The sequence below is a fragment of the Corynebacterium tapiri genome, assembly GCF_006334925.1.
Lineage (GTDB): Bacteria > Actinomycetota > Actinomycetes > Mycobacteriales > Mycobacteriaceae > Corynebacterium > Corynebacterium tapiri.
On record NZ_VDHJ01000003.1, the window covers coordinates 93,225 to 112,467 of the forward strand.

At 62.5% G+C, this 19,243-nt stretch carries 18 protein-coding genes and 1 pseudogene; 7 read left to right on the top strand and 12 right to left on the bottom strand.

Going from position 1 to position 19,243, the window contains the following annotated elements; genetic code table 11:
- Positions 1 to 45 precede the first annotated feature (45 nt).
- The 3 genes from FHE74_RS02615 to rimP all read right to left on the bottom strand — a co-directional run bounded on the left by FHE74_RS02615 (position 46) and on the right by rimP (position 1,966).
- A complete protein-coding gene (locus tag FHE74_RS02615; RefSeq protein WP_139465132.1) occupies positions 46 to 336 on the bottom strand; it encodes a YlxR family protein in 291 nt (96 codons plus the stop codon).
- 134 nt (positions 337 to 470) lie between these two features.
- Positions 471 to 1,436 (bottom strand): transcription termination factor NusA, encoded by a 966-nt coding sequence (gene nusA, locus FHE74_RS02620; protein ID WP_139464915.1) that lies wholly within the window; start codon positions 1,434 to 1,436, stop codon positions 471 to 473.
- Positions 1,433 to 1,966, bottom strand: coding sequence for a ribosome maturation factor RimP (gene rimP / locus FHE74_RS02625; RefSeq protein ID WP_139464917.1), 534 nt, complete (start codon positions 1,964 to 1,966; stop codon positions 1,433 to 1,435). Before rimP ends, nusA begins: the two co-directional genes overlap by 4 nt.
- A 20-nt stretch (positions 1,967 to 1,986) precedes the next feature.
- On the opposite strand from rimP, the gene FHE74_RS02630 reads away from it, so the two are divergent.
- Both FHE74_RS02630 and uriH read left to right on the top strand, forming a co-directional pair.
- Complete coding sequence (locus FHE74_RS02630) at positions 1,987 to 2,736, top strand: hypothetical protein (RefSeq protein WP_139464918.1); 750 nt, start codon at positions 1,987 to 1,989, stop codon at positions 2,734 to 2,736.
- On the top strand, positions 2,736 to 3,671 hold the full coding sequence (gene uriH, locus FHE74_RS02635) for a uridine-preferring nucleoside hydrolase UriH (RefSeq protein ID WP_139464920.1): 936 nt from the start codon (positions 2,736 to 2,738) through the stop codon (positions 3,669 to 3,671). Before FHE74_RS02630 ends, uriH begins: the two co-directional genes overlap by 1 nt.
- Before the next feature lie 3 nt (positions 3,672 to 3,674).
- On the opposite strand, the gene FHE74_RS02640 is transcribed toward uriH, so the two are convergent.
- Positions 3,675 to 5,384, bottom strand: a complete 1,710-nt coding sequence (locus tag FHE74_RS02640) for a proline--tRNA ligase (protein WP_139464922.1) — start codon at positions 5,382 to 5,384, stop codon at positions 3,675 to 3,677.
- 25 nt (positions 5,385 to 5,409) lie between these two features.
- On the opposite strand from FHE74_RS02640, the gene FHE74_RS02645 reads away from it, so the two are divergent.
- Positions 5,410 to 6,090 (top strand): YaaA family protein, encoded by a 681-nt coding sequence (locus FHE74_RS02645; protein WP_139464939.1) that lies wholly within the window; start codon positions 5,410 to 5,412, stop codon positions 6,088 to 6,090.
- Here FHE74_RS02645 and FHE74_RS02650 read toward each other — a convergent pair.
- From FHE74_RS02650 to cobA, 4 genes and pseudogenes are all read right to left on the bottom strand, one after another.
- Positions 6,087 to 7,394, bottom strand: coding sequence for a TRAP transporter large permease (locus FHE74_RS02650; protein WP_139464940.1), 1,308 nt, complete (start codon positions 7,392 to 7,394; stop codon positions 6,087 to 6,089). The two genes, FHE74_RS02645 and FHE74_RS02650, sit on opposite strands and share 4 nt — an antisense overlap.
- A 12-nt stretch (positions 7,395 to 7,406) precedes the next feature.
- A pseudogene (locus tag FHE74_RS02655) lies at positions 7,407 to 7,838 on the bottom strand (TRAP transporter small permease); the annotation flags it as partial.
- Positions 7,835 to 8,860 (bottom strand): TRAP transporter substrate-binding protein, encoded by a 1,026-nt coding sequence (locus FHE74_RS02660; protein ID WP_139464944.1) that lies wholly within the window; start codon positions 8,858 to 8,860, stop codon positions 7,835 to 7,837. The pseudogene FHE74_RS02655 and the gene FHE74_RS02660, both read right to left, overlap by 4 nt.
- Positions 8,861 to 8,887: 27 nt before the next feature.
- On the bottom strand, positions 8,888 to 9,625 hold the full coding sequence (gene cobA, locus FHE74_RS02665) for a uroporphyrinogen-III C-methyltransferase (RefSeq protein WP_139464946.1): 738 nt from the start codon (positions 9,623 to 9,625) through the stop codon (positions 8,888 to 8,890).
- Between the two features lie 18 nt (positions 9,626 to 9,643).
- On the opposite strand from cobA, the gene FHE74_RS02670 reads away from it, so the two are divergent.
- Positions 9,644 to 10,738, top strand: coding sequence for a protein adenylyltransferase SelO family protein (locus tag FHE74_RS02670; protein ID WP_139464948.1), 1,095 nt, complete (start codon positions 9,644 to 9,646; stop codon positions 10,736 to 10,738).
- Here FHE74_RS02670 and mqo read toward each other — a convergent pair.
- Complete coding sequence (gene mqo / locus FHE74_RS02675; RefSeq protein WP_139464949.1) at positions 10,735 to 12,234, bottom strand: malate dehydrogenase (quinone); 1,500 nt, start codon at positions 12,232 to 12,234, stop codon at positions 10,735 to 10,737. The two genes, FHE74_RS02670 and mqo, sit on opposite strands and share 4 nt — an antisense overlap.
- 89 nt (positions 12,235 to 12,323) lie before the next feature.
- Between mqo and FHE74_RS02680 the strand changes: the two genes are divergently transcribed.
- Both FHE74_RS02680 and mtr read left to right on the top strand, forming a co-directional pair.
- On the top strand, positions 12,324 to 13,259 hold the full coding sequence (locus FHE74_RS02680; RefSeq protein WP_139464951.1) for an alpha/beta hydrolase: 936 nt from the start codon (positions 12,324 to 12,326) through the stop codon (positions 13,257 to 13,259).
- Between the two features lie 49 nt (positions 13,260 to 13,308).
- Positions 13,309 to 14,673 (top strand): mycothione reductase, encoded by a 1,365-nt coding sequence (gene mtr / locus FHE74_RS02685; protein ID WP_139464953.1) that lies wholly within the window; start codon positions 13,309 to 13,311, stop codon positions 14,671 to 14,673.
- Here the strand turns inward: mtr and map are convergent.
- Entirely contained in the window at positions 14,670 to 15,530 is an 861-nt protein-coding gene (gene map / locus FHE74_RS02690) for a type I methionyl aminopeptidase (RefSeq protein ID WP_139464955.1), read from the bottom strand. The two genes, mtr and map, sit on opposite strands and share 4 nt — an antisense overlap.
- A gap of 26 nt (positions 15,531 to 15,556) precedes the next feature.
- On the opposite strand from map, the gene FHE74_RS02695 reads away from it, so the two are divergent.
- A complete protein-coding gene (locus FHE74_RS02695; protein WP_139464956.1) occupies positions 15,557 to 16,939 on the top strand; it encodes a DUF5129 domain-containing protein in 1,383 nt (460 codons plus the stop codon).
- Here FHE74_RS02695 and ispG read toward each other — a convergent pair.
- Together ispG and FHE74_RS02705 are read right to left on the bottom strand one after the other, a co-directional pair.
- Positions 16,936 to 18,099, bottom strand: a complete 1,164-nt coding sequence (ispG, locus tag FHE74_RS02700) for a flavodoxin-dependent (E)-4-hydroxy-3-methylbut-2-enyl-diphosphate synthase (protein ID WP_139464958.1) — start codon at positions 18,097 to 18,099, stop codon at positions 16,936 to 16,938. The two genes, FHE74_RS02695 and ispG, sit on opposite strands and share 4 nt — an antisense overlap.
- Before the next feature lie 54 nt (positions 18,100 to 18,153).
- Positions 18,154 to 19,242 (bottom strand): M50 family metallopeptidase, encoded by a 1,089-nt coding sequence (locus tag FHE74_RS02705; protein WP_246049162.1) that lies wholly within the window; start codon positions 19,240 to 19,242, stop codon positions 18,154 to 18,156.
- Position 19,243: the final 1 nt, after the last annotated feature.

Sequence of the window (19,243 nt, forward strand, 5' to 3'; positions counted from 1 at the left end):
TCCGCCGACCTCTAGAGGTTACTTACGACTCTCATCGCTGATGCTTCATTGTTGAGCGCTCATCAGTGGTCGGTCTTCCTTACAGTGTTGGGTCCGTAATGCATGTTCTGCGAGGTACGTGCGTACATGACCAGTGTCCACGACGTTAACACGCAACGCGCGCGCGAACGCACGCCTGCTGGCAGCGACGTCAAACGCCTCCAGGCTCGGAGTGATCCAGGCGCCCCGCCCGGGCATTGTGGCGTTCGGATCGGCAATCAAAGCGCCGTCCTGGCAGACAACCCTGAGCAAGCTCGATCGCGGATGCCGCTGGCGCGTGGCGATGCACGTGCGCATTGGTTCCGGCAATCGGCGCTCCTTCGGGGCAGTTGACGTGTTTCAGCTCGTGGGCCGCCGTCAATCTTAAACCAAAGAGAACAGAAATTGAACTTGCCCGGATCTCGGCTCGCTCTCGCTTGACTCGAGGCGGTTTACTCCGCGTCGGAATGGATGTCGATCCGCCAACCAGTCAGTCGAGCAGCCAAGCGAGCGTTCTGCCCCTCCTTGCCAATGGCAAGCGAGAGCTGATAGTCCGGCACCACCACGCGCGCAGTCTGCTCCTCCAGGTCCAGCACCTCAACGTGGACGGCACGCGCCGGAGCGAGGGCATTGCCAACATAGACTGCCGGGTCCTCGTCCCAGTCGACGATGTCGATCTTCTCCCCGCCGAGCCCCTTCATGACGTTGTTGACGCGCTGACCGCGCGGGCCGATGCACGCACCCTTGGCGTTCACGCCCTTGACGGTGGCCTTGACGGAAACCTTCGAGCGGTGTCCGGCCTCGCGGGAAATTCCGACGATCTCAACGGTGCCGTCGGCAATCTCCGGGACCTCGAGTTCGAACAGGCCGCGCACGAGCTCCGGGTGGGTGCGCGAGAGGTTGATCTGCACCTTTGCGCTGTGCTTGTTCACACCCACCATGTAGGCCTTGACGCGATCGCCATGGACGAGCTTTTCGCCTGGCAGCTGCTCGGCCGGCAACAGGATGCCGTCCTGGCCATCGTGCTCGGTTCCCAGCTCAACCACGACGATGCCCTTTTCGTTGGCGAAGGCGTCGCGCTGAACAACTCCGGAGACGACCTTGCCCTGGAAACCGGAGTACTCCTCGTACGTACGGCCGGACTCAGCCTCGCGCAGCTTGCGGATGATGGCGTCGCGCACCGCACGCGAACCGACGCGGGCGAAATTGGCAGGGGTGTCATCGAACTCGGTCTCGCCAGTTACGATGACGCGTACATCACCGGTAGTGCGGTCGATGTCTACCCGCGCCTCCGGACCGGGGCCGCGGAACTCGCGGTATGCCCCCAGCAGGGCGGTTGCGATGGTGCGCAGCATGTCCTCGACGGGCACATCCTGGTTGCGCTCGATGTCGCGCAGGGCTCCGAGGTCGATATTCACTTGTTGTCCTCTCCCCATTCAAGGGCTTCGTCGTACGTCATTGCCGTCAGCTTGAGTTCGCTGTCCGGCGCCTGATTGAACTCAATGTCTACCACTGCTTTCTGCTCGGACGAAACCGAGTGAGTCTGCACACTCTGCTTCGCACCAATCAGCACGACTGACGTCTCCTCCGGGTTCAACGCTCCGATGCGGTAGGTCGCACCGTCGATACGCACCTTTCGATGTCGGTTGCGACGCCAGTGCCGGGGATGCGTCAGGGGCGTATCGACGCCCGGTGTGGACACCTCGAGGGTGTAGCCGGCCCCAAAGTTTGCGCTGCCCTGCTCTTCGGCAGCGTCAAAGGCCGCAGAGATGTCAGCGGATACGAGCTCCAGGGTGTCCAAGGTGGGCCGCTCATCGGCGTCTACCTTGATCTCCACTTTGGACTTCTTGCCCGCCGGGGAGGCCTTGATCGCCTCGATGTCCATGCCGTGGGAAGCCACCACGGGCGCGACCAGCTCGCGCAACTGCTCGTTCGTAGGAAAAGCCATATCGGATAGGATAAGCCCCCGTGAATTCTGTTGCCCGGACGCGTCCTGCCCGTGCCCTCGTCGCGCTTGCCTTAGCGGGCACGCTGGTTTCGTGTACGGCACTGGGACCTAAGCCCAACCAGACCCTGCTCAACCTGGCTCGTCAAGCCTCCGCGGATGCCCAAACCGCGCCCCACGAGCAATCACGCGCGTTGCGCCAGGAACACGCCTCCATGCTTTTTGCCGAGGTCGAGCGCCTCTGTGGCTTTGACGAAAATGGAGCCGTCCCGGATTCCTGCGCCTTCGATCGGACTGCCTCTGCCCCCTCTCCGGACCCGCTGGGCGCTTACCTCGCCGCGGTAAAGAAGGTTCCAGAAGAAAGCCGCGACCTGGTGATTCAACAGGCGGTGGACTTGGCCGCTTATGACGACAGCCCGCTGACCGTGGAGTCATTCAACAACGAACACGACCAGGCTCTCGCGCGCGATCTGCTGGAACGTGAGTATGCCGCGATCTACGCCCTCGAGGCGGCCCGCGCCTTTAATGGGGACCCGAGCTATGACAAGGTCGTGGCCGAGCACGAGAACATGGCCTTGGCGCTGCGCTCTGTCACGCACAATCCACCGGCCCCTGAAGCCGGGTACGTGCTGCCAGAGAACCTGGATGCTCATGGCATCGACACCAACATCAAAGACGCGTGGCGCGCTGCCGCTTCCGCCGCCGAGAGCGACGAGGGCCGGACATGGTTTGTCCGCGCGGCTGGACACGCGATCAGTGAGGAGAACGAATAATGGCTCGCCCGATCATCCTGGACTGCGACCCCGGACACGACGACGCCGTCGCGCTTTTGCTGGCCGCAGGCAATCCCAACATCGAACTGCTGGGCGTGACCACTATTGGGGGCAATCACGTCCTAGACAAGGTCACGCGAAATGCCCAGGTCGTGGCCACCATCGCGGGTATTACTGCCCCCATTTTTGCGGGTTGTTCGCGTCCGTTGATCAGGGATGTGGTGGTGGCCGACGACATCCACGGTGATTCCGGCATGGACGTTGACTTCTCCCTGCCAGAGCCGACCGCCAAGGTGGAGTCCACTCACGCCGTCGATTTCATCATCGACACAGTGATGAGCAGGGATGACGTCACGCTGGTTCCCACCGGCCCCCTGACCAACATTGCGCTAGCCGTGCGTAAGGAGCCGCGCATTGTGGAGCGCGTGCGCGAGGTTGTTCTCATGGGCGGCGGTTACCACACCGGCAACATCACGCCCGTGGCCGAGTTCAACACCTGGGTCGATCCCGAGGCTGCCCACATAGTGTTTAACGAGTCCTGGCCCATCACCATGGTCGGCCTAGACCTCACGCACCAGGCATTGGCCACACCCGAGGTGGAGGCAAAGATCTCGCGGGTGGGCACGACCCCGGCGGCGTTTACCGTCGCGCTTTTCGACGAGTTCCGCAACAACTACCGCGATGCCCAGGGCTTTGACAATCCCCCGGTTCACGACCCGTGCGCCGTGGCCTACGTGGCCGACCCCGAGGTCTTGAGCACCCGCCGTACCCCCATCGACGTGGAACTTTCCGGAAAGCTCACCGCTGGCATGACTGTTGCGGACCTGCGTGCACCAGCTCCGGAGTCCTGCCGCAGCCAGGTAGCGGTCGACTTGGATTACGACCGCTTCTGGGGCTTGGTCGTCGATGCGCTCGAGCGCATCGGCGAGCCCTAAGCCTTATTGAGTGATCAGGGAAACAACCTCGTCGAAGGGAACTTCCTTGGTCTCTCCGCCGCGGATGCGCAGCTCAACCTTGCCGTCGGCAAACGCGCGGCCAAGGATGACGGCGTAGGGCATTCCGAGCAGCTCGGCGTCCTTGAACTTCACGCCCGGGGAGACCTTCGGGCGGTCGTCGAAGAGCACCTCGACGCCGGCGGCGTCCAGATCGGCCACCAGCTGCTCCCCTGCTTCGAGGGCAGCCGCGTCCTTGTTCGCAACCGCCACGTGCACCTGATAGGGCGCAACCTCTGCCGGCCAGTTCAGCCCCTTCTCATCGTGCAGCTGCTCGGCGAGCACGGCCATCACACGCGAAATGCCAATGCCGTAAGAGCCCATCGTAGGGATGGCACGCTTGCCGTTTTCGTCGAGGATCTGCACGTCGAAGGCCTCGGTGTACTTGCGTCCCAGCTGGAAAATGTGACCCAGCTCGATGCCGCGGGCCAGAGTCAGCTCAACTCCACCCGGCCCGGTGTCGCCAGCACGCACCTCGGCGGCCTCGACAAAGCGATCCACGTGGAAGTCGCGCTCGGCGACCAGCCCGGTGATGTGCTTGTTGGCCTCATCAGCACCGGTGATCCAGGTGGTGCCTGCCACCACGCGCGGGTCAGCCAGCAGCGGCACACCATTCGCCTGCAAGCCCTTCGGGCCGATGTATCCCTTGACCAGGAATGGGTGCTCGGCGAAGTCTTTCTCCTCGGCCAGACGGAACTCTGCCGGCTCGAGAGATGCCTCGAGGCGCTTGGGATCGAGCTCGCGATCGCCCGGCAACAAAACGCCATGCAGCTGCCACTCCTCACCCGGCTCACGCACCATCACGGCCATGCACTTGAGTGTCTGGTCAGCCGGGACGTCGAAAAGCGAAGTCAAAGCAGCGATGGTCTCGCAGTCCGGGGTGTCGTGGACCTGCGGCTCCGGCAGCCCCTCCACCGACTTCGGCTCCGGAGCCTGAGTGACCACGGCCTCCACGTTGGCGGCATAGGAACCATCCACCGCGCGAACGAAGGAATCCTCGCCGTTCTCCGAGATTGCCAGGAACTCCTCCGAGGCGGAACCACCCATGGCACCAGAGGTCGCCTGGCAGATGGCGTAGTCGATGCCGAGACGGTCGAAGATGCGCTGGTAGGCGGCGCGGTGGGCGGCATAAGCCTCGTCCAGTCCTTCGTCGGTCATGTCGAAGGAGTAGGAATCCTTCATCACAAACTCGCGACCACGCAGGATGCCTGCGCGCGGACGCTCCTCGTCGCGGTACTTGGTCTGCACCTGGTACAGGCGGACCGGGAAGTCCTTGTAGGAGGAGTAGAGGTCCTTAACCGTCAGCGCGAACATTTCCTCGTGGGTCGGGCCCAGGAGCATGTCGGCATTCTTGCGGTCCTTCAAGCGGAACAGACCGTCGCCATACTCGGTCCACCGGCCGGTGGTCTCGTACGGCTCACGCGGAAGCAGGGCCGGGAACAGCAGCTCCTGCGCGCCAATGGCCTCCATCTCCTCGCGCACGACGTTCTCAATCTTGCGCAGCGTGCGCAGACCCAACGGCAACCAGGAATACACACCGGGCGCGGCGCGGCGAATGTATCCTGCCCGAACGAGCAGCTTGTGGGAGGGAACTTCAGCGTCGGCGGGGTCCTCGCGCAGCGTGCGCAGGAACAGCTGGGACATGCGTGTGATCATGGCTTTACACGCTACCCTGTCCCCTATGCTCATCGTCCTGCCTCCCTCCGAAACGAAGGCCCCCGGCGGCAGCGGCCCCGCGCTCGATCTGGCAAAGCTCAGCTTTCCCAGCCTCAATCCGATCCGCGCCGACCTCATCCGCGAGCTCACCAGCCTCAGCGTGGACGACACCATGGCCACCTTAAAACTCAGCGAGAAGCTACGGAGCGAGGCCGAGGCCAATCACGTTCTGCAGTCTTCTGCCACCATGCCGGCGATTCACCGGTACACAGGGGTGCTTTACGACGCCCTGGATGCCGCAACACTTCAGGACCACTCATCAATCGCGATCGCCTCTGCACTCTTTGGGCTGGTGCGGGCAAAAGATCCGATCCCCCACTATCGACTGTCCGGTTCCTCAAAGCTAGATGGCCGCACGATGAAGTCATGGTGGAAGAGCTCCATCGCTGATGCCTTGGCGGACGAAGAGTTCGTTTTGGACCTGCGCTCCGGAACGTATCAGCAGCTGGGAAAGGTGGCAGCTACCACCGTGCGCGTGGAAAAGGACGGCAAGGTAGTCAGTCACTTTAATAAGCACTACAAGGGCCAGCTGGCGCGGATTATCTCGCAGGAGTCGTGCTCCAGCACCCAGGATGTGGTGGACGCAGCCCGCGCGGCTGGCATGGACGCGCAGGCTGAGTCTGACGTGATCACGCTGCGGGTCTAAACCAGGCCAAGAGTGGTGGGCAGCCAAAGCGAAATCTGCGGCAAGAAGACCACCACGAGCAGGGAGAGCAGTAGTCCCAGCAGATAGGGCCATAGCTTGGCGATCACCGGCTCGATGCGCAGGTCTGCAACTTGTGCCCCCACAAAGAGCACATTGCCCACCGGCGGAGTAATCACACCGAGCGACAGGTTCATCACCACCATCGCGCCGAAGTGCACCGGGTCTACTCCCAGCTCCGTGACGACGGGCAGGAAGATGGGCACGAAGATCAGGATTGCCGGGGTGGGATCCATGAAGGTTCCCACGGCCAACAGGATGAACATGATGAGCACGAGAATGACCACGCGATTGTCGCTGACCGCGGTCAGGCCGTCGGCGATCATGCTTGGGATGCCGGCGAACGCCATCACCCAGCTCAGCGCGGCCGACACCGCGACCAAGAGCATGACGATCGAGGTCGTACGCGTGGCGGTGAGCAGGATGCGCGGAAGATCAGCGACGTGGATGTTGCGGTAGATCATGCCGAGCACCAAGCAGTAGACCACCGCAATCGCCGCGGACTCGGTCGGGGTGAACCAGCCGAGCAGAATGCCGCCGATGACGATGAAGATCATGAACAGGCTGGGCACCGCCCGCCACAGCGTCAGCAACACGACCGACAGGTTGGGACGCTCGGTCTCACGCTGGTAGTTCTCCTTGCGTGCTAGCAAGAGTGCCACCACGATGCAGGTGAGCACCCACATCAGGCCTGGGCCCACGCCGGCCATAAACAGCGCGGCGATGGAGGTCGAGGACACCAGGGAGTAGACAATGAAGGTGTTCGACGGCGGGATCAGCATGCCCGCCGGCGCGCTGGCCACGTTCACGGCTGCGGCGTACGGCGCCGAGTAGCCCTCTTGGCGCATACGCGGGTGCATTACTGTTCCCACCGCAGAGGCAGCCGCCACCGCCGCGCCAGAAACAGAGCCGAACATTCCGTTGGCCACCACGTTGGTTTGAGCCAATGAGGCGGGCATTCGACCAACCAGGATCTTGGCGGCGTCGATAAGCCTCGCCGCGATGCCACCCGAATTCATGAGCGCACCTGCGAGCACGAAAAACGGGATCGCCAGGAGACTAAAAGAGTTCACTCCGGTGAACATGCGCTGGGTCACGGCCATCGCGGCGTTCTCGGGACCGAGTACGGCCATTGCGGCGAGTAGGGACGGCAGGCCGATCGCCACGGCGATGGGCACGGAGGCGGCGATGAGCACCACCACGCCCACCAAGAGGATCAGCGCGGCAACTGCAGAAGGTGCGAGCATGTTCTATTCCCCCTTAACCATGTCGAGCAGCGCGAAGGCTGCGATAAACGCACCGGAGATGGGAATGACTACGTAAGCCCAACCAATTGTCAGGGGCAGTGCGGTGAGGTTTTGGTCCCAGGCGTTTCCAGCGGCGACAATTCCGCCCCACACCATGCCCACCATGGCGAATATGAGAATGATGAGCTGTACAAATACCGTGGTCAGTTTCTGCGGTAGGCGGCGCGCCAAATAGTCCACGGCAATGTGTCCGCGCTCGCCGAAAAGGAAGGCGGACCCCAGAAAGCTCAGCCAGACGAAAAGTAACTTTGCAGCTTCTTCTGACCACGTAGATGGCTGACCAATGAGCTGACGGGCGATGACCTGCCACACGGTGATGCATACCAGCAGGCCAAACAGGGTAATGCTGGTGACCGCCAGGATGTTTTTTAAAGCTTTTCTCATCGTGCCTTCTCCGTGATTGCCTCGTACATCGCACGTTGCTTGTCCGTAGTCAGAAACTCGTCCTGAAGTGGAGCGAGCGCGTCGTGGAAAGCCTGTGTGTCCGCCTTGTGGAAGGTGGCTCCACCCTCCTGCGCCTGCTTTATGGCCTCCTTGGTTTCTATGTCCCAGAGTGTGGTGTGTTCGGTCATCGCCGCATCCCACTCTTCGTCGAAGATCGCACGATCTTCCGGAGACATGGCTGCGCGCAAGTCAGCTCGCATAATCATGTAGTCCAGGCCGACTAGATGCTCGGTGCTGCTATAAAACGGTGCAACCTCGCTGTGTTTCTGGGTGGTGTAACTGACCTCATTGTTTTCGGCCCCATCAAGCACGCCAGACTGAATGGCGGTGTACACCTCGCCGTAAGACAAAGGTGTTGCTGACCCGCCCATGAGCTCAATCATGCGGATGTGCATGTCCGATTCCTGTACTCGGATCTTCTGTCCCTGCAGGTCCTTGGGACTGGTAATCGGAGCGCGCGAGGTGTAAATATTGCGCGTTCCCTGAGTGAACCCGCCGATGACGGTGACGTTGTTGCTGCCTTCCAAAGAGGTAAACAGTTCACCCACGATTTCTGGGTCACGGATCACGTCCATCTGTTGTTCGACAGACGTAAAAGTCGTGGGCATGTTGGGAACCTGGAAGTCCTTATTCAGATTCTCCAGCTGAGTCCCGGAGACAATCGCCATCTCAATGGCACCGGAGGAGATGAACTGCAGAACCTCCTGTTGGGACCCTAGCTGCTCGTTGGGATAGATTTCGATGTCCCAGCGGCCATCGGTGCGCTCGGAGAAGCGTTCTGCGAAGTGCTCCAGGGCAATGTAGCTGGGATGGGATTCCGTCTGATTGAGCGCGAGTTTCACGTACGTGGTGTGGTCGGGATCCCCAACCGTTTCCAAGTCCAACCCTCCGAGGTTGGCGCAACCGGACAGTAGGGTGCATGCCCCCACAACCGCAGTCAATCGGGTCACAGTGGTATGCACAATGACACCTTTCGTCTTTAGTGTGATCTATGACGAAAAGTTAGCAAATTGCGCGACGTTTCCCAGAATGTACACAGCCGGCGAGCCCACCCCCGCCCGCTCCATCTCCGCCGCGAGAGTCTCCGCAGTAGCCCTGACCTGTAACTGCCTGGAGGTCGTTCCCTCACTCACCGCCATGGCGGGGGTAGCCGGGTCTAGCCCCTCTTCAATAAGGGTGCGGGTGATGGCCTCGACGTTCTTGACCCCCATAATCACCACAATGGTGCCACCTACTCGGGCTAGCGCACCGTAGTCCACGAGAGACTTTTCATGGCCTGGAGGAAGATGCCCCGACACGACAGTGAATGAGTGCGTCAATCCTCGGTGCGTTACCGGAACACCAGCCGCCGCCGGAACGCTAATCGCACTCGTTACTCCAGGAATAACCTCGCACTCCACCCCGGCCTCCGCCAGCGCCAGTACTTCTTCATGCCCACGGCCAAACACATACGGGTCGCCGCCTTTCAGGCGGGCCACCCGCCTGCCGGCCTTCGCATGCTCGATCATTAGTCGATTGATCTCGTCCTGCGCCACAGACTTGCCATAGGGCAGCTTGGCCACGTCAATCACGGTCTTCTGAGAGGTATCAACGATCTCCTCCAGGGCTTCTGTCGGCCCCAGGTGGTCGGTGAGGATGACCTCGGCATTCTCCAACGCCCGGGCACCACGCAGGGTGATCAGATCCCAGGCCCCTGGGCCTCCACCAATCAATGTCACTCGCGCCATACACCTAGTGTAGAAGTCATGTTTGAGCACACATTCGCCGATACCCTCCCCGAGCTGGCTACCGAAGCCAAGGGAGAGGAGCATCCCGACGCACGCCTGATTCTGCTCAACGATTCCCTTGCCCGAGAGCTGGGCCTTGACCCCGACTGGCTGCAATCTACCGAGGGTGTGCAGTTTCTCACCGGACACGGAGCCCGGGCTGTCGCTATGGGGTATGCCGGCCATCAATTTGGTTCGTACAATCCGCAGCTTGGCGACGGCCGTGCCCTCCTCATCGGAGAGACAAAGGGCCACTTCCTCCACGCCAAGGGAACCGGGCCCACCCCGTATAGTCGCCGTGGCGATGGCCGGGGAACCTTAACGTCGATGCTGCGCGAATACCTCTTCTGCGAGGCCATGCATGCCTTGGGAGTGCCCACCACCCGCGCGCTCGCAGTGCTGACCACCGGACGAACCGTAGTGCGTGAAAACGGCCCCGAAGCCGCAGGCATCGGCGTGCGAGTAGCCCGGGGGCTCACGCGCGTAGGCACGTACCAATACGCCCGGACCATGGGGCTGGAGAAGCGTCTCTGCGATTACGACATCGCGCGGCTAAAGCCGGGCGCGAGCTACGCGCAGTTCCTAGAAACGGTGCGTGATAGCCAGGTGGCTACGGTTACGGAATGGATGCGCGTTGGGTTTGTCCACGGGGTCATGAACACCGACAACACCTCGATTACCGGAGAGACCCTCGACTACGGTCCGTGCGCCTTCACCGAGGACTACTCCCCCGACTCGGTGTACTCCTCAATCGATACAGCTGGGCGTTATCGCTTTGGCAACCAACCGCTGATCCTGAAGTGGAATATGTTCCGCCTCGCTGAAACGCTGGTTGAGCTCATCGACATCCCCACCTTGGAGCGCATTGCCAACGAGACTGTCGTGCCCGAGGTCGCACCCAGCCGTGGGTTATACCCACGCAACGACCTGGTGGACAAAGCTCTGCGCCAAGTGCGTGAAGGAGACCTCGGCCCCTACCTAGATCTCCTCGAGTCGGTGAGCACGCAGAAGGGGCCGGCCCCCGGCCCGGTGGCGGAGGACTTCGGCCCCTTTGTTACTTACTGCGGAACTTAGCGCTCGAGCTTCAGACGCTTCTGGGTGAAGTCCCAGAGCTCGTTGAAGAGCTTCGGATCGTCGTTAAGCTTCGTTCCGTAGGACGGAATCATCTCGTAGAGCTTCGGGCCCCAGTCGATCATGCGCTCGCCGAAGCAGCGCTCGAGCAGCTCGAGCATCGCAGCCGGCGCGATGGAGGCACCCGGGGATGCGCCAAGCAGACCGGCGATGGAGCCGCCGTAGCCGTCAACAAGCGCGGTACCGAACTCGAGGGTGCCAAAGCGCGGGGCTGCCGAGGGCTTGATCACCTGAACGCGCTGGCCGGCGATGACGGTCTCCCAGTCCTCGGGGCGAGCGGACGGCACATAGGTCTTGAGGTCCTCGACGCGTGCCTCGAAGTTCTTGGCCACCTCCTGCACGAGGTACTTGGTCAGGTTGAACTCGGTCACGGCCACGCCCAGGTAGGACGGGATGTTATCCGGGCGGATGGACTTGAACAGGTCCAGCATGCTGCCCTTCTTCAGGAACTTCGGGCTCCAGCCGCCGTAGGGGCCAAAGAGCAGTCCGCGCTCACCATCGATCACGCGGGTGTCCAGGTGCGGGGTGGACATCGGCGGGGTTCCCACCTGTGCCATGCCGTAGACCTTGGCATTGTGCGACTCGATGAGCTCCTTGTTGGTGGAGCGCAGCCACAGGCCAGACACCGGGAAGCCTGCGTAGCCGTTGACCTCCGGGACGCGTGCCTTTCGCAGCAGACCCAGGGCGTATCCGCCGGCACCCACGAAGACGAAGCGTGCGGTCACCGAGCTGAGATCGCCGGTGTGCAGGTTCTTGGACGTGACCTTCCACTTGGTGCCCACGCGCTTGAGGCCCACAACCTCGTTGCCGTAGCGGATCTCCGTGCCGGCAGCCTGAGCAGCGGTGAGGAACTGGCGGGTCAGGGCACCAAAGTTGACGTCCGTGCCGGTGTTGAAGCCGGAGTAGGCAACCTTCTGCTTGCCAAAGTCGCGGCCCTCAGACATCAAGGGCAGGCGCTCGGCAAACTTGTCCGCATCGTCAACGAACTCCATGCCTGGGAAAAGGGTCTGGGTGCGCAGCGCCTCGTAGCGGCGGCGTAGGTAGTCCACCTGGGTCTGGCCCTGGGCCAGCGACAGATGAGGCACCGGGTTGATGAACTCACGCGGGTCATCCAACACGCCGTTGTCTACCTGGTGGGACCAGAACTGCCGCGAGACCTGGAACTTCTCATTGATGTTCACGGCCTTGGACAGGTCGATCTTGCCGTTCTTCTCCGGCGTGTAGTTCAGCTCGCACAGGGCAGAGTGTCCCGTACCAGCGTTGTTCCATGGGGAGGAGGACTCGAGTGCCGGGGCATCGAGACGCTCAAAAATCATCTGAGTCCAGCTGGGCTCGAGCTCGCGCAGCATGGCTCCAAGGGTGGCGGACATGATGCCCGCGCCCACGAGGGCGACATCGACCTCGTCGGTCGCCTTAACCTGCGAAGACTTGTCAGTCACTGTTGTCTATTCCTCTTGACGTCGACGAAGCTGTGGATCTACGGCATATCAGCGTACACCGGGGGTAGCACCCGCTATGGTGGGAGACCGTGAATACCCATGACTTTCACCCTGATATCCTGGGCCCCGACTTTGGGGCGCTTACCCTCGAATTAGGGAAAGACCCAGAGGGTGAGGGTGACATTTACGCCACTTTGGTGCGCTATACCCCCTCCGTGCATCATCGTAAGGCCGTGCTGTGGATCCCGGGCATGACCGACTACTTCTTCCACGACCACGTCGCCCGTGAGTTGGACAAGGCCGGTTATAGCCTGTACGGGATTGACCTGCGCAAGTGCGGTCGTTCACGCCGTGCCGGGCAGCGGTGGCACTACTCCGAGGATTTCACCCGGTACTTCCAGGAGCTCAACCTGGCGGTCGAGGTGATGAGCCAGAGTCACGACGAGATCACTCCGCTCGCTCATTCCACCGGTGGCTTGATCGCGGCACTGTGGCTCAACCAGCACCCGCACCCAGCAATTGGCAAAGCCGTGCTCAACTCTCCTTGGCTGGACATGATGTATCCCGCTCCCGTCGTGGCAGCTGCCAAGGTGCTCACCTCCGCGCTGGGCAAGCGCTGGCCTGGCTTAGAGATCCCCGGTGGTGGCTTGTCTACCTATGGCGAGTCCTTAAAGGATTGGGACTTTGATCGCGCGCTTAAACCCACCGGGGGCCATGCCAAGACGATCGGCTGGCTGCGCGCTGTCTTGCGTGCGCAACACCAGGTCCACCAGGGCCAGGTTGATGTGGGCGTGCCCCTGCTTACGCTGACCTCCTCGCGTTCTTACCTGGGAAAGCCCTACTCCGCCGCAGCAGATACCGCCGATGTGGTGCTGGACGTCGAGCAGATCTGGCGGTGGGCGCCCACACTCTCTGCAGACTCTCAGATCGTGCGCATCGACGGAGCGCGTCACGACGTCTTCTTGTCCACCGAATACGCCTTGCGACAGGCCCTGGACGCCACGGTGAGCTTCCTGGACGAATAATGCCCGGTTGGAGGGAATGATCGGCGAGGAACCGGTGTTGAATAGCAGCATGACGCAGCACTACGACCTCATCATTATCGGCACCGGCTCGGGCAACTCAATCCCGAGTGAGGAGTTCGCCGATCAGAAGATCGCCATCGTGGAAAAGGGCGCCTTTGGCGGTACTTGCCTCAATGTGGGATGTATCCCCACGAAGATGTACGTGTACGCCGCCGACCGCGCTTTTGAGGCGCAGGATTCGCAGCGTTTGAACATCGAGACTTCCTACCATGGCGCCGACTGGCAGGCGATCGTCTCGCGCGTTTTTGAGCAGCGCATCGACAAGATTGCTGAGGGCGGAGAGGCCTACCGACGCGGCCCAGAGACCCCCAACATCGACGTGTACGCAGACCACGCCCGATTCGTCGGCGAGCGAACCCTACAGGTCGGCTCTGACACGATTACCGGCGATCGCATCGTCATCGCCGCCGGCGCCCGCCCCAGCATCCCGCCAGTCATTGCGGAGTCCGGCGTCCCGTATCACACCAACGAGGACATCATGCGGTTGGACAAGCAGCCGGAGTCTCTGGTGATCGTCGGCGGCGGGTTCATCGCCATGGAGTTCGCCCATGTCTTTAGCTCCCTGGGCACCAAGGTCACGGTGATCAATCGTTCCCCGCTTCTGCGCAACCTTGACGAGGATCTGTCTCGCCGCTTCAACGAGATCAATCAGCAGCGTTTCGACGCCCGCATCGGTCGCACCGTCGCCTCCGCCACCAGCGACGCGTCTGGCGTCACGCTCACGCTTGACGACGACTCCGTCGTCACCGCCGACGCTCTCTTGGTCGCCACCGGCCGCCGCCCCAATGGCGACCAGCTGGACGTTGATAAGGCCGGAATCGCCCTGCACGAGGACGGGCGCATCAAGGTCGACGAGTTCGGGCGTACCACCGCCGAGGGTGTCTGGGCACTCGGCGATGTCTCCTCGCCCTACCAGCTCAAGCACGTAGCCAACGCCGAGCAGCGCGCCGTGGCGCACAACCTGCTGCACCCCGAGGACATGCGCCCGATGCCGCACGAGCACGTGCCCTCCGCGATCTTTACTCACCCGCAGATTGCCACCGTCGGCCTGACCGAGGCCCAGGCCCGCGAGCAGGGCTACGACGTCACTGTGAAGGTCCAGGCCTACGGCGACGTCGCCTACGGCTGGGCCATGGAGGATTCCGAGGGCATCGTCAAGCTCGTGGCAGACAAGGCCACCGGGCAGCTGCTCGGCGCACACCTCATGGGTGCGCAGGCCTCCACCCTGATCCAGCAGCTGATCACCGCGATGGTCTACCAGCTGGATATGCGCACCTTCGCCCGCTCCCAGTACTGGATCCACCCGGCGTTGCCCGAGGTGATTGAGAACGCCGTCCTCGGGCTCGAGTTCTAGTCGGCCAGGGTCAGGATCTCTGGCCCGTCCTCGGTGATGAGGATGGTGTGCTCGAACTGGGCGGTGTACTTGCCGTCCAGGTTCTGCACCGTCCAGCCGTCATCCCAGATGCGGTACGGCAGCTCGCCCAAGTTGATCATCGGCTCGACCGTCAGCGTCATGCCGGGCACGAGCTCTTCGGTGTAGTTGTCCGAGTCGTAGTGGAGCACCACCAGCCCGTTGTGGAAGGTGGTGCCGATGCCGTGGCCGGTGAAGTCCTCCACCACCGTGTACCCAAAGCGCTTGGCGTAGGACTCGATGACGCGCCCGATCACGTTGATCTTGCGCCCCGCCTTGGCCGCGCGAATTCCGCGCATGGTGGCTTCCTTGGTGCGCTCGACCAGCAGGCGGTGCTCCTCCGAAACGTCGCCAGCCAAGAACGTCGCATTGGTGTCGCCGTGCACGCCGTTCTTGTACGCGGTGACGTCAATGTTGACGATGTCGCCGTCCTGGATCACCGTGCTGTCCGGGATGCCGTGGCAGACGATCTCGTTGAGCGAGATGCACGACGCCTTAGTGAACCCGCGGTAGCCCACGCACGAGGGGTAGGCGCCGTGGTCGACGATGTACTCGTGCGCGATCTGGTCGATCTCAGAGGTGGTCTTTCCGGGGGCCACGGCCTCGCCGGCGGCCTGCAAAGCACCGGCAGCGATCTTGCTGGCCTCACGCATCGCCTCGATGGTCTCGGGGGTTTGCACGAAGGGCTCACCCACGGCCTCCTGCACGGTGTCCTTCCACACGTACTCTGGGCGCTCGATGCTCTCCGGGATGGGCAGGCGCGGGGTGGGTTGGCCAGGTGTCAGCAATCCTCGAGTCATAATCACCCACGATAGTATCTAGTCCTATGAAGTCTATTCTCGCGGTGGCGGCAGCAGGTCTCCTCGGCGGCGCAGCAGCGGCCGGAACGTACCTAGAAACCATCGATCCTCCCCAGCACGCGGAGTTTCAAGTCACCACAGCCGCGCCCGCCCAGACCATCCACGATCCCCAAGACGTCCTCTCCCCTGGCGACGAGCAGCGCCTCGAGCAGGAGATCGTCACCCCGGACGTGATCAAAGAAGTCCATTACGTCGTCTTCGCGCACAACCGCGAGAACGTCAAGGACACCCTCGAGGAGTACCTGCGCGCCGAGGTCCCGAACACCATCGGCCAGGACTCTTATGCCGACGGCGTGCTCATCGTCGGCGTGGGCCTGGATCCCCGGCAGTCCTTCGTCGGCGCGGGCGACGACGTTGCCGCAGCGCTCGATCTCAAGGAGAGCGACCACCTCGACGAGACCCTGGAGGCCATCAAGCCCGGAGTCAAAGACGGCAACATCCCCGCCGGTCTGCAGGCCGGCCTGCGTGAGGCCATCAATACCGAAGGCCTCTACGACTCCGCCCGCGAGGACTACACCATCGGCGCGGTCGGCTCCGGTGCCGCCGGAGCTGGATTCGCGGCCGCCGGCGTGGGTGGGGTGATCGCCACCCGCAACTCCCGCCGCAAGCGCATCGCCCAAGCCCGCGAGGACCATCACGCCCTGGTCACCGAATACACCTCGGTGGCCTCGCGCCTGGATTCCCTGGACATCCGAGCGCACTCACTCTCTTCTGCGCTTGTCGACGCAACCCTCCGCCAACAGTGGGAAGAGGTCCGGGATCGCTTCCTGGCGTTGAACTCCACCGTCGACTCGTTGCCTGTGACCGCGGCATCCAGCGACAAGGAGTTCCTCAAGGCCGCTAAACAGCTGCGCGAGGCTGCCGAAACGATGGAGGATACGACGACGGCCGAGGACAACATCGAGACGATCTTCGCCCTGGAAAACGGCGACGAGCCCGCCCGCGCAGCACAAGTCCGGGCCATGGATGAAGACGCAGCCGAAGCTCAGCTCAAGCTCGACGACGCCAGCGATCCGGCCTATGTCCACCTCGATGCAGTACGCAAGGAGTTGGCGGCACTCGACACCGCCTCGGATGACTTTGTGGAGCGCTACGTCGACATTCTCAAGGACTACCAACGCGCGCTCACGGCGGTACAGGAACGCAAGTTCTCCGACGCCAAGGGCGCGCCCGAGGCGCCCGGGTTGACCTCGCCGGACTACCGACCGGGCTACGGAATCAATGGCTTCGTGCCCTACGTCTCCATGTCCAACTGGCACGCCACCCACGTGGCGTCGTCGCAGTCCAGCTCGACCAACACCTCCTTCTCCTCCGGTTTCTCCGGAGCGGGAGGCTCGTCGAGCTTTTAGCGGGTGACCTTAACCTCGGCCTTGGCGCCCGACTCGCTGAGGCCCTGCTCCTCCACGATGCGCTCAGCCTCTTCGATCAGGGTCTCCACGATCTTCGATTCGGGAACAGTCTTGATCACTTCACCCTTAACAAAGATCTGGCCCTTGCCATTGCCGGATGCTACGCCGAGGTCTGCATCGCGCGCCTCGCCCGGGCCGTTGACCACGCAGCCCATGACGGCGACGCGCAGCGGGTAGTCCATTCCTTCGAAGGCGGCAGTGACCTCGTCGGCAAGCTTGTACACGTCAACCTGCGCGCGACCACAGGACGGGCAAGAAACGATCTCAAAGCCGCGGTCACGCAAGTTGAGTGCCTGCAGCATCTGGTCGCCTACCTTGATTTCCTCGACCGGATCGGCCGAAAGGGACACGCGAATGGTGTCGCCGATGCCCTGGGACAGCAGCGCCGAGAATGCGGCCGTGGACTTGATGGTGCCCGCGAATTTGGTGCCGGCCTCGGTCACACCGAGGTGCAGCGGGTAGTCGCACTGCTCGGCCAGAAGGCGGTAGGCCTGCACCATAAGCACCGGATCGGAGTGCTTCACAGAGATTGCGATGTCTCCGTAGCCGTGCTCCTCAAAGAGGGAGGCCTCCCACAGTGCCGACTCCACCAGGGCTTCCGGGGTGGCCTTGCCGTGGTACTTCTCCAGGATGCGCTTGTCCAAGGATCCGCCGTTAACACCAATACGGATGGGGATTCCCGCCTCTCCGGCGGCCTTGGCCACCTCGCCCACGCGACCGTCGAACTCCTTGATGTTGCCCGGGTTCACGCGCACGGCGGCGCACCCGGCATCGATGGCGGCGAAGATGTACTTCGGCTGGAAGTGAATGTCCGCGATCACCGGGATCGGAGACTTCTTAGCGATCGCTGGCAGCGCCTCGGCGTCGATCGGCTTCGGCACTGCCACACGCACCATGTCGCAGCCCGCGGTGGTCAGCTGGGCGATCTGCTGCAGAGTGCTGTTGATGTCGTGCGTCTTGGTATTCGTCATCGACTGCACGGACACCTGGTGGTCGGATCCCACGCCGACGTTTCCCACCATCAGCTGGCGGGTCTTGCGGCGTGGTGCCAACGTCGGTGCGGGTCCGTCGGGCAGTCCAAGTCCAATAGCGGTTGCCATGTGCTCTCCTCGCAAATTACGGCAGCTTAAGCCGGGTTGTTGGCACTCATGCTATCAGTTGAATAGCTGCACGGGATTGACCACATCAGCCACTATGGTCACTAACCCCAGGCCCAACATCAGGCCCGCTGCCACATAGGTAATCGGCATCAGCTTGGTGTAGTCGACGGGGGTGCGCCGCCGGGTCAGCTTCTCGTACAGGACGACGGCGATGTGCCCGCCGTCCAGCGGTGGGAGCGGAATGAGGTTGAACAAGGCAAGGAAGAAGTTCAACGAGGCCAGCATGAGCCAGAACCCGTCCCAGATGGAGTGGGACGCTAGCTCTCCCCCGACCCGCGAGGCGCCCACCACGCTCATTGGCGAGTCATCGGCGCGCTCAGCACCGAAGATAGAGGCAACGACGCCGGGAACCTTCGCAGGAAGGCTTGCTAGGCCTTTAACTGTTTGGCTCAGTCCTCGGCCGGCAAATTCTGCGGTTGCAGAAATCCCCTCGACCGGGCCGTATTTCTTGACGGCGTCCTTGATTGGCGCGCTAACCACCCCGACAGTGCCTTGCGGCCCCACCGTGACCGAAACGGGTGCGCCATCTACGGTAAGGGTCACCTGCTGGCCGGGCTTCTGACTAATCACCTGCGCCAGCTGTGGGAACGTCGCCACGCGCTGCCCATCGACCGCCGTAATCCGGTCCCCAACCTCGATCCCAGCCGCCTGCGCTGTGCCACCCGGAAGGACCTCTCCCACCACCGGGGTCGTATCGGCATGCGGATTGGGCAGACCCGAGGTCAATGCGACGCCATAGATGACTGCCAACCCCAGCAGAAGGTTAACGATGATGCCGCCGGCGAGCACCACCACACGCTGCCACCAGGGCTTATTGACCATCGCGTGGGGAGCTTCCTCGGGCGTGACCTCATCCTGGGCCGTCATACCCGCGATCTCGCAGAACCCGCCAAAAGGTAGCGCTGCCACTCCGTACTCGGTCTGCCCCACCTTCTTGGACACCACCGTCGGCCCGAAACCAATGAAGTAGCGTCGCACGCGCATGCCAAAGGCACGCGCTGCCAACATGTGGCCCGCCTCGTGCAGCGCGATGGTGACGGCGATGCCGACGGCGAACAGGATCATTCCTGCCAGGTATGCCATT

Coding starts and splice junctions, on each gene's coding strand:
- FHE74_RS02650 (WP_139464940.1), bottom strand. CDS start 7,394: ATGCTCGCACCTTCTGCAGTTGCCGCGCTGATCCTCTTGGTGGGCGTG.
- mtr (WP_139464953.1), top strand. CDS start 13,309: ATGACGCAGCACTACGACCTCATCATTATCGGCACCGGCTCGGGCAAC.
- FHE74_RS02615 (WP_139465132.1), bottom strand. CDS start 336: ATGCGCACGTGCATCGCCACGCGCCAGCGGCATCCGCGATCGAGCTTG.
- rimP (WP_139464917.1), bottom strand. CDS start 1,966: ATGGCTTTTCCTACGAACGAGCAGTTGCGCGAGCTGGTCGCGCCCGTG.
- FHE74_RS02695 (WP_139464956.1), top strand. CDS start 15,557: ATGAAGTCTATTCTCGCGGTGGCGGCAGCAGGTCTCCTCGGCGGCGCA.
- map (WP_139464955.1), bottom strand. CDS start 15,530: ATGACTCGAGGATTGCTGACACCTGGCCAACCCACCCCGCGCCTGCCC.
- FHE74_RS02645 (WP_139464939.1), top strand. CDS start 5,410: ATGCTCATCGTCCTGCCTCCCTCCGAAACGAAGGCCCCCGGCGGCAGC.
- FHE74_RS02670 (WP_139464948.1), top strand. CDS start 9,644: ATGTTTGAGCACACATTCGCCGATACCCTCCCCGAGCTGGCTACCGAA.
- uriH (WP_139464920.1), top strand. CDS start 2,736: ATGGCTCGCCCGATCATCCTGGACTGCGACCCCGGACACGACGACGCC.
- FHE74_RS02705 (WP_246049162.1), bottom strand. CDS start 19,242: ATGGCATACCTGGCAGGAATGATCCTGTTCGCCGTCGGCATCGCCGTC.
- FHE74_RS02640 (WP_139464922.1), bottom strand. CDS start 5,384: ATGATCACACGCATGTCCCAGCTGTTCCTGCGCACGCTGCGCGAGGAC.
- cobA (WP_139464946.1), bottom strand. CDS start 9,625: ATGGCGCGAGTGACATTGATTGGTGGAGGCCCAGGGGCCTGGGATCTG.
- ispG (WP_139464958.1), bottom strand. CDS start 18,099: ATGGCAACCGCTATTGGACTTGGACTGCCCGACGGACCCGCACCGACG.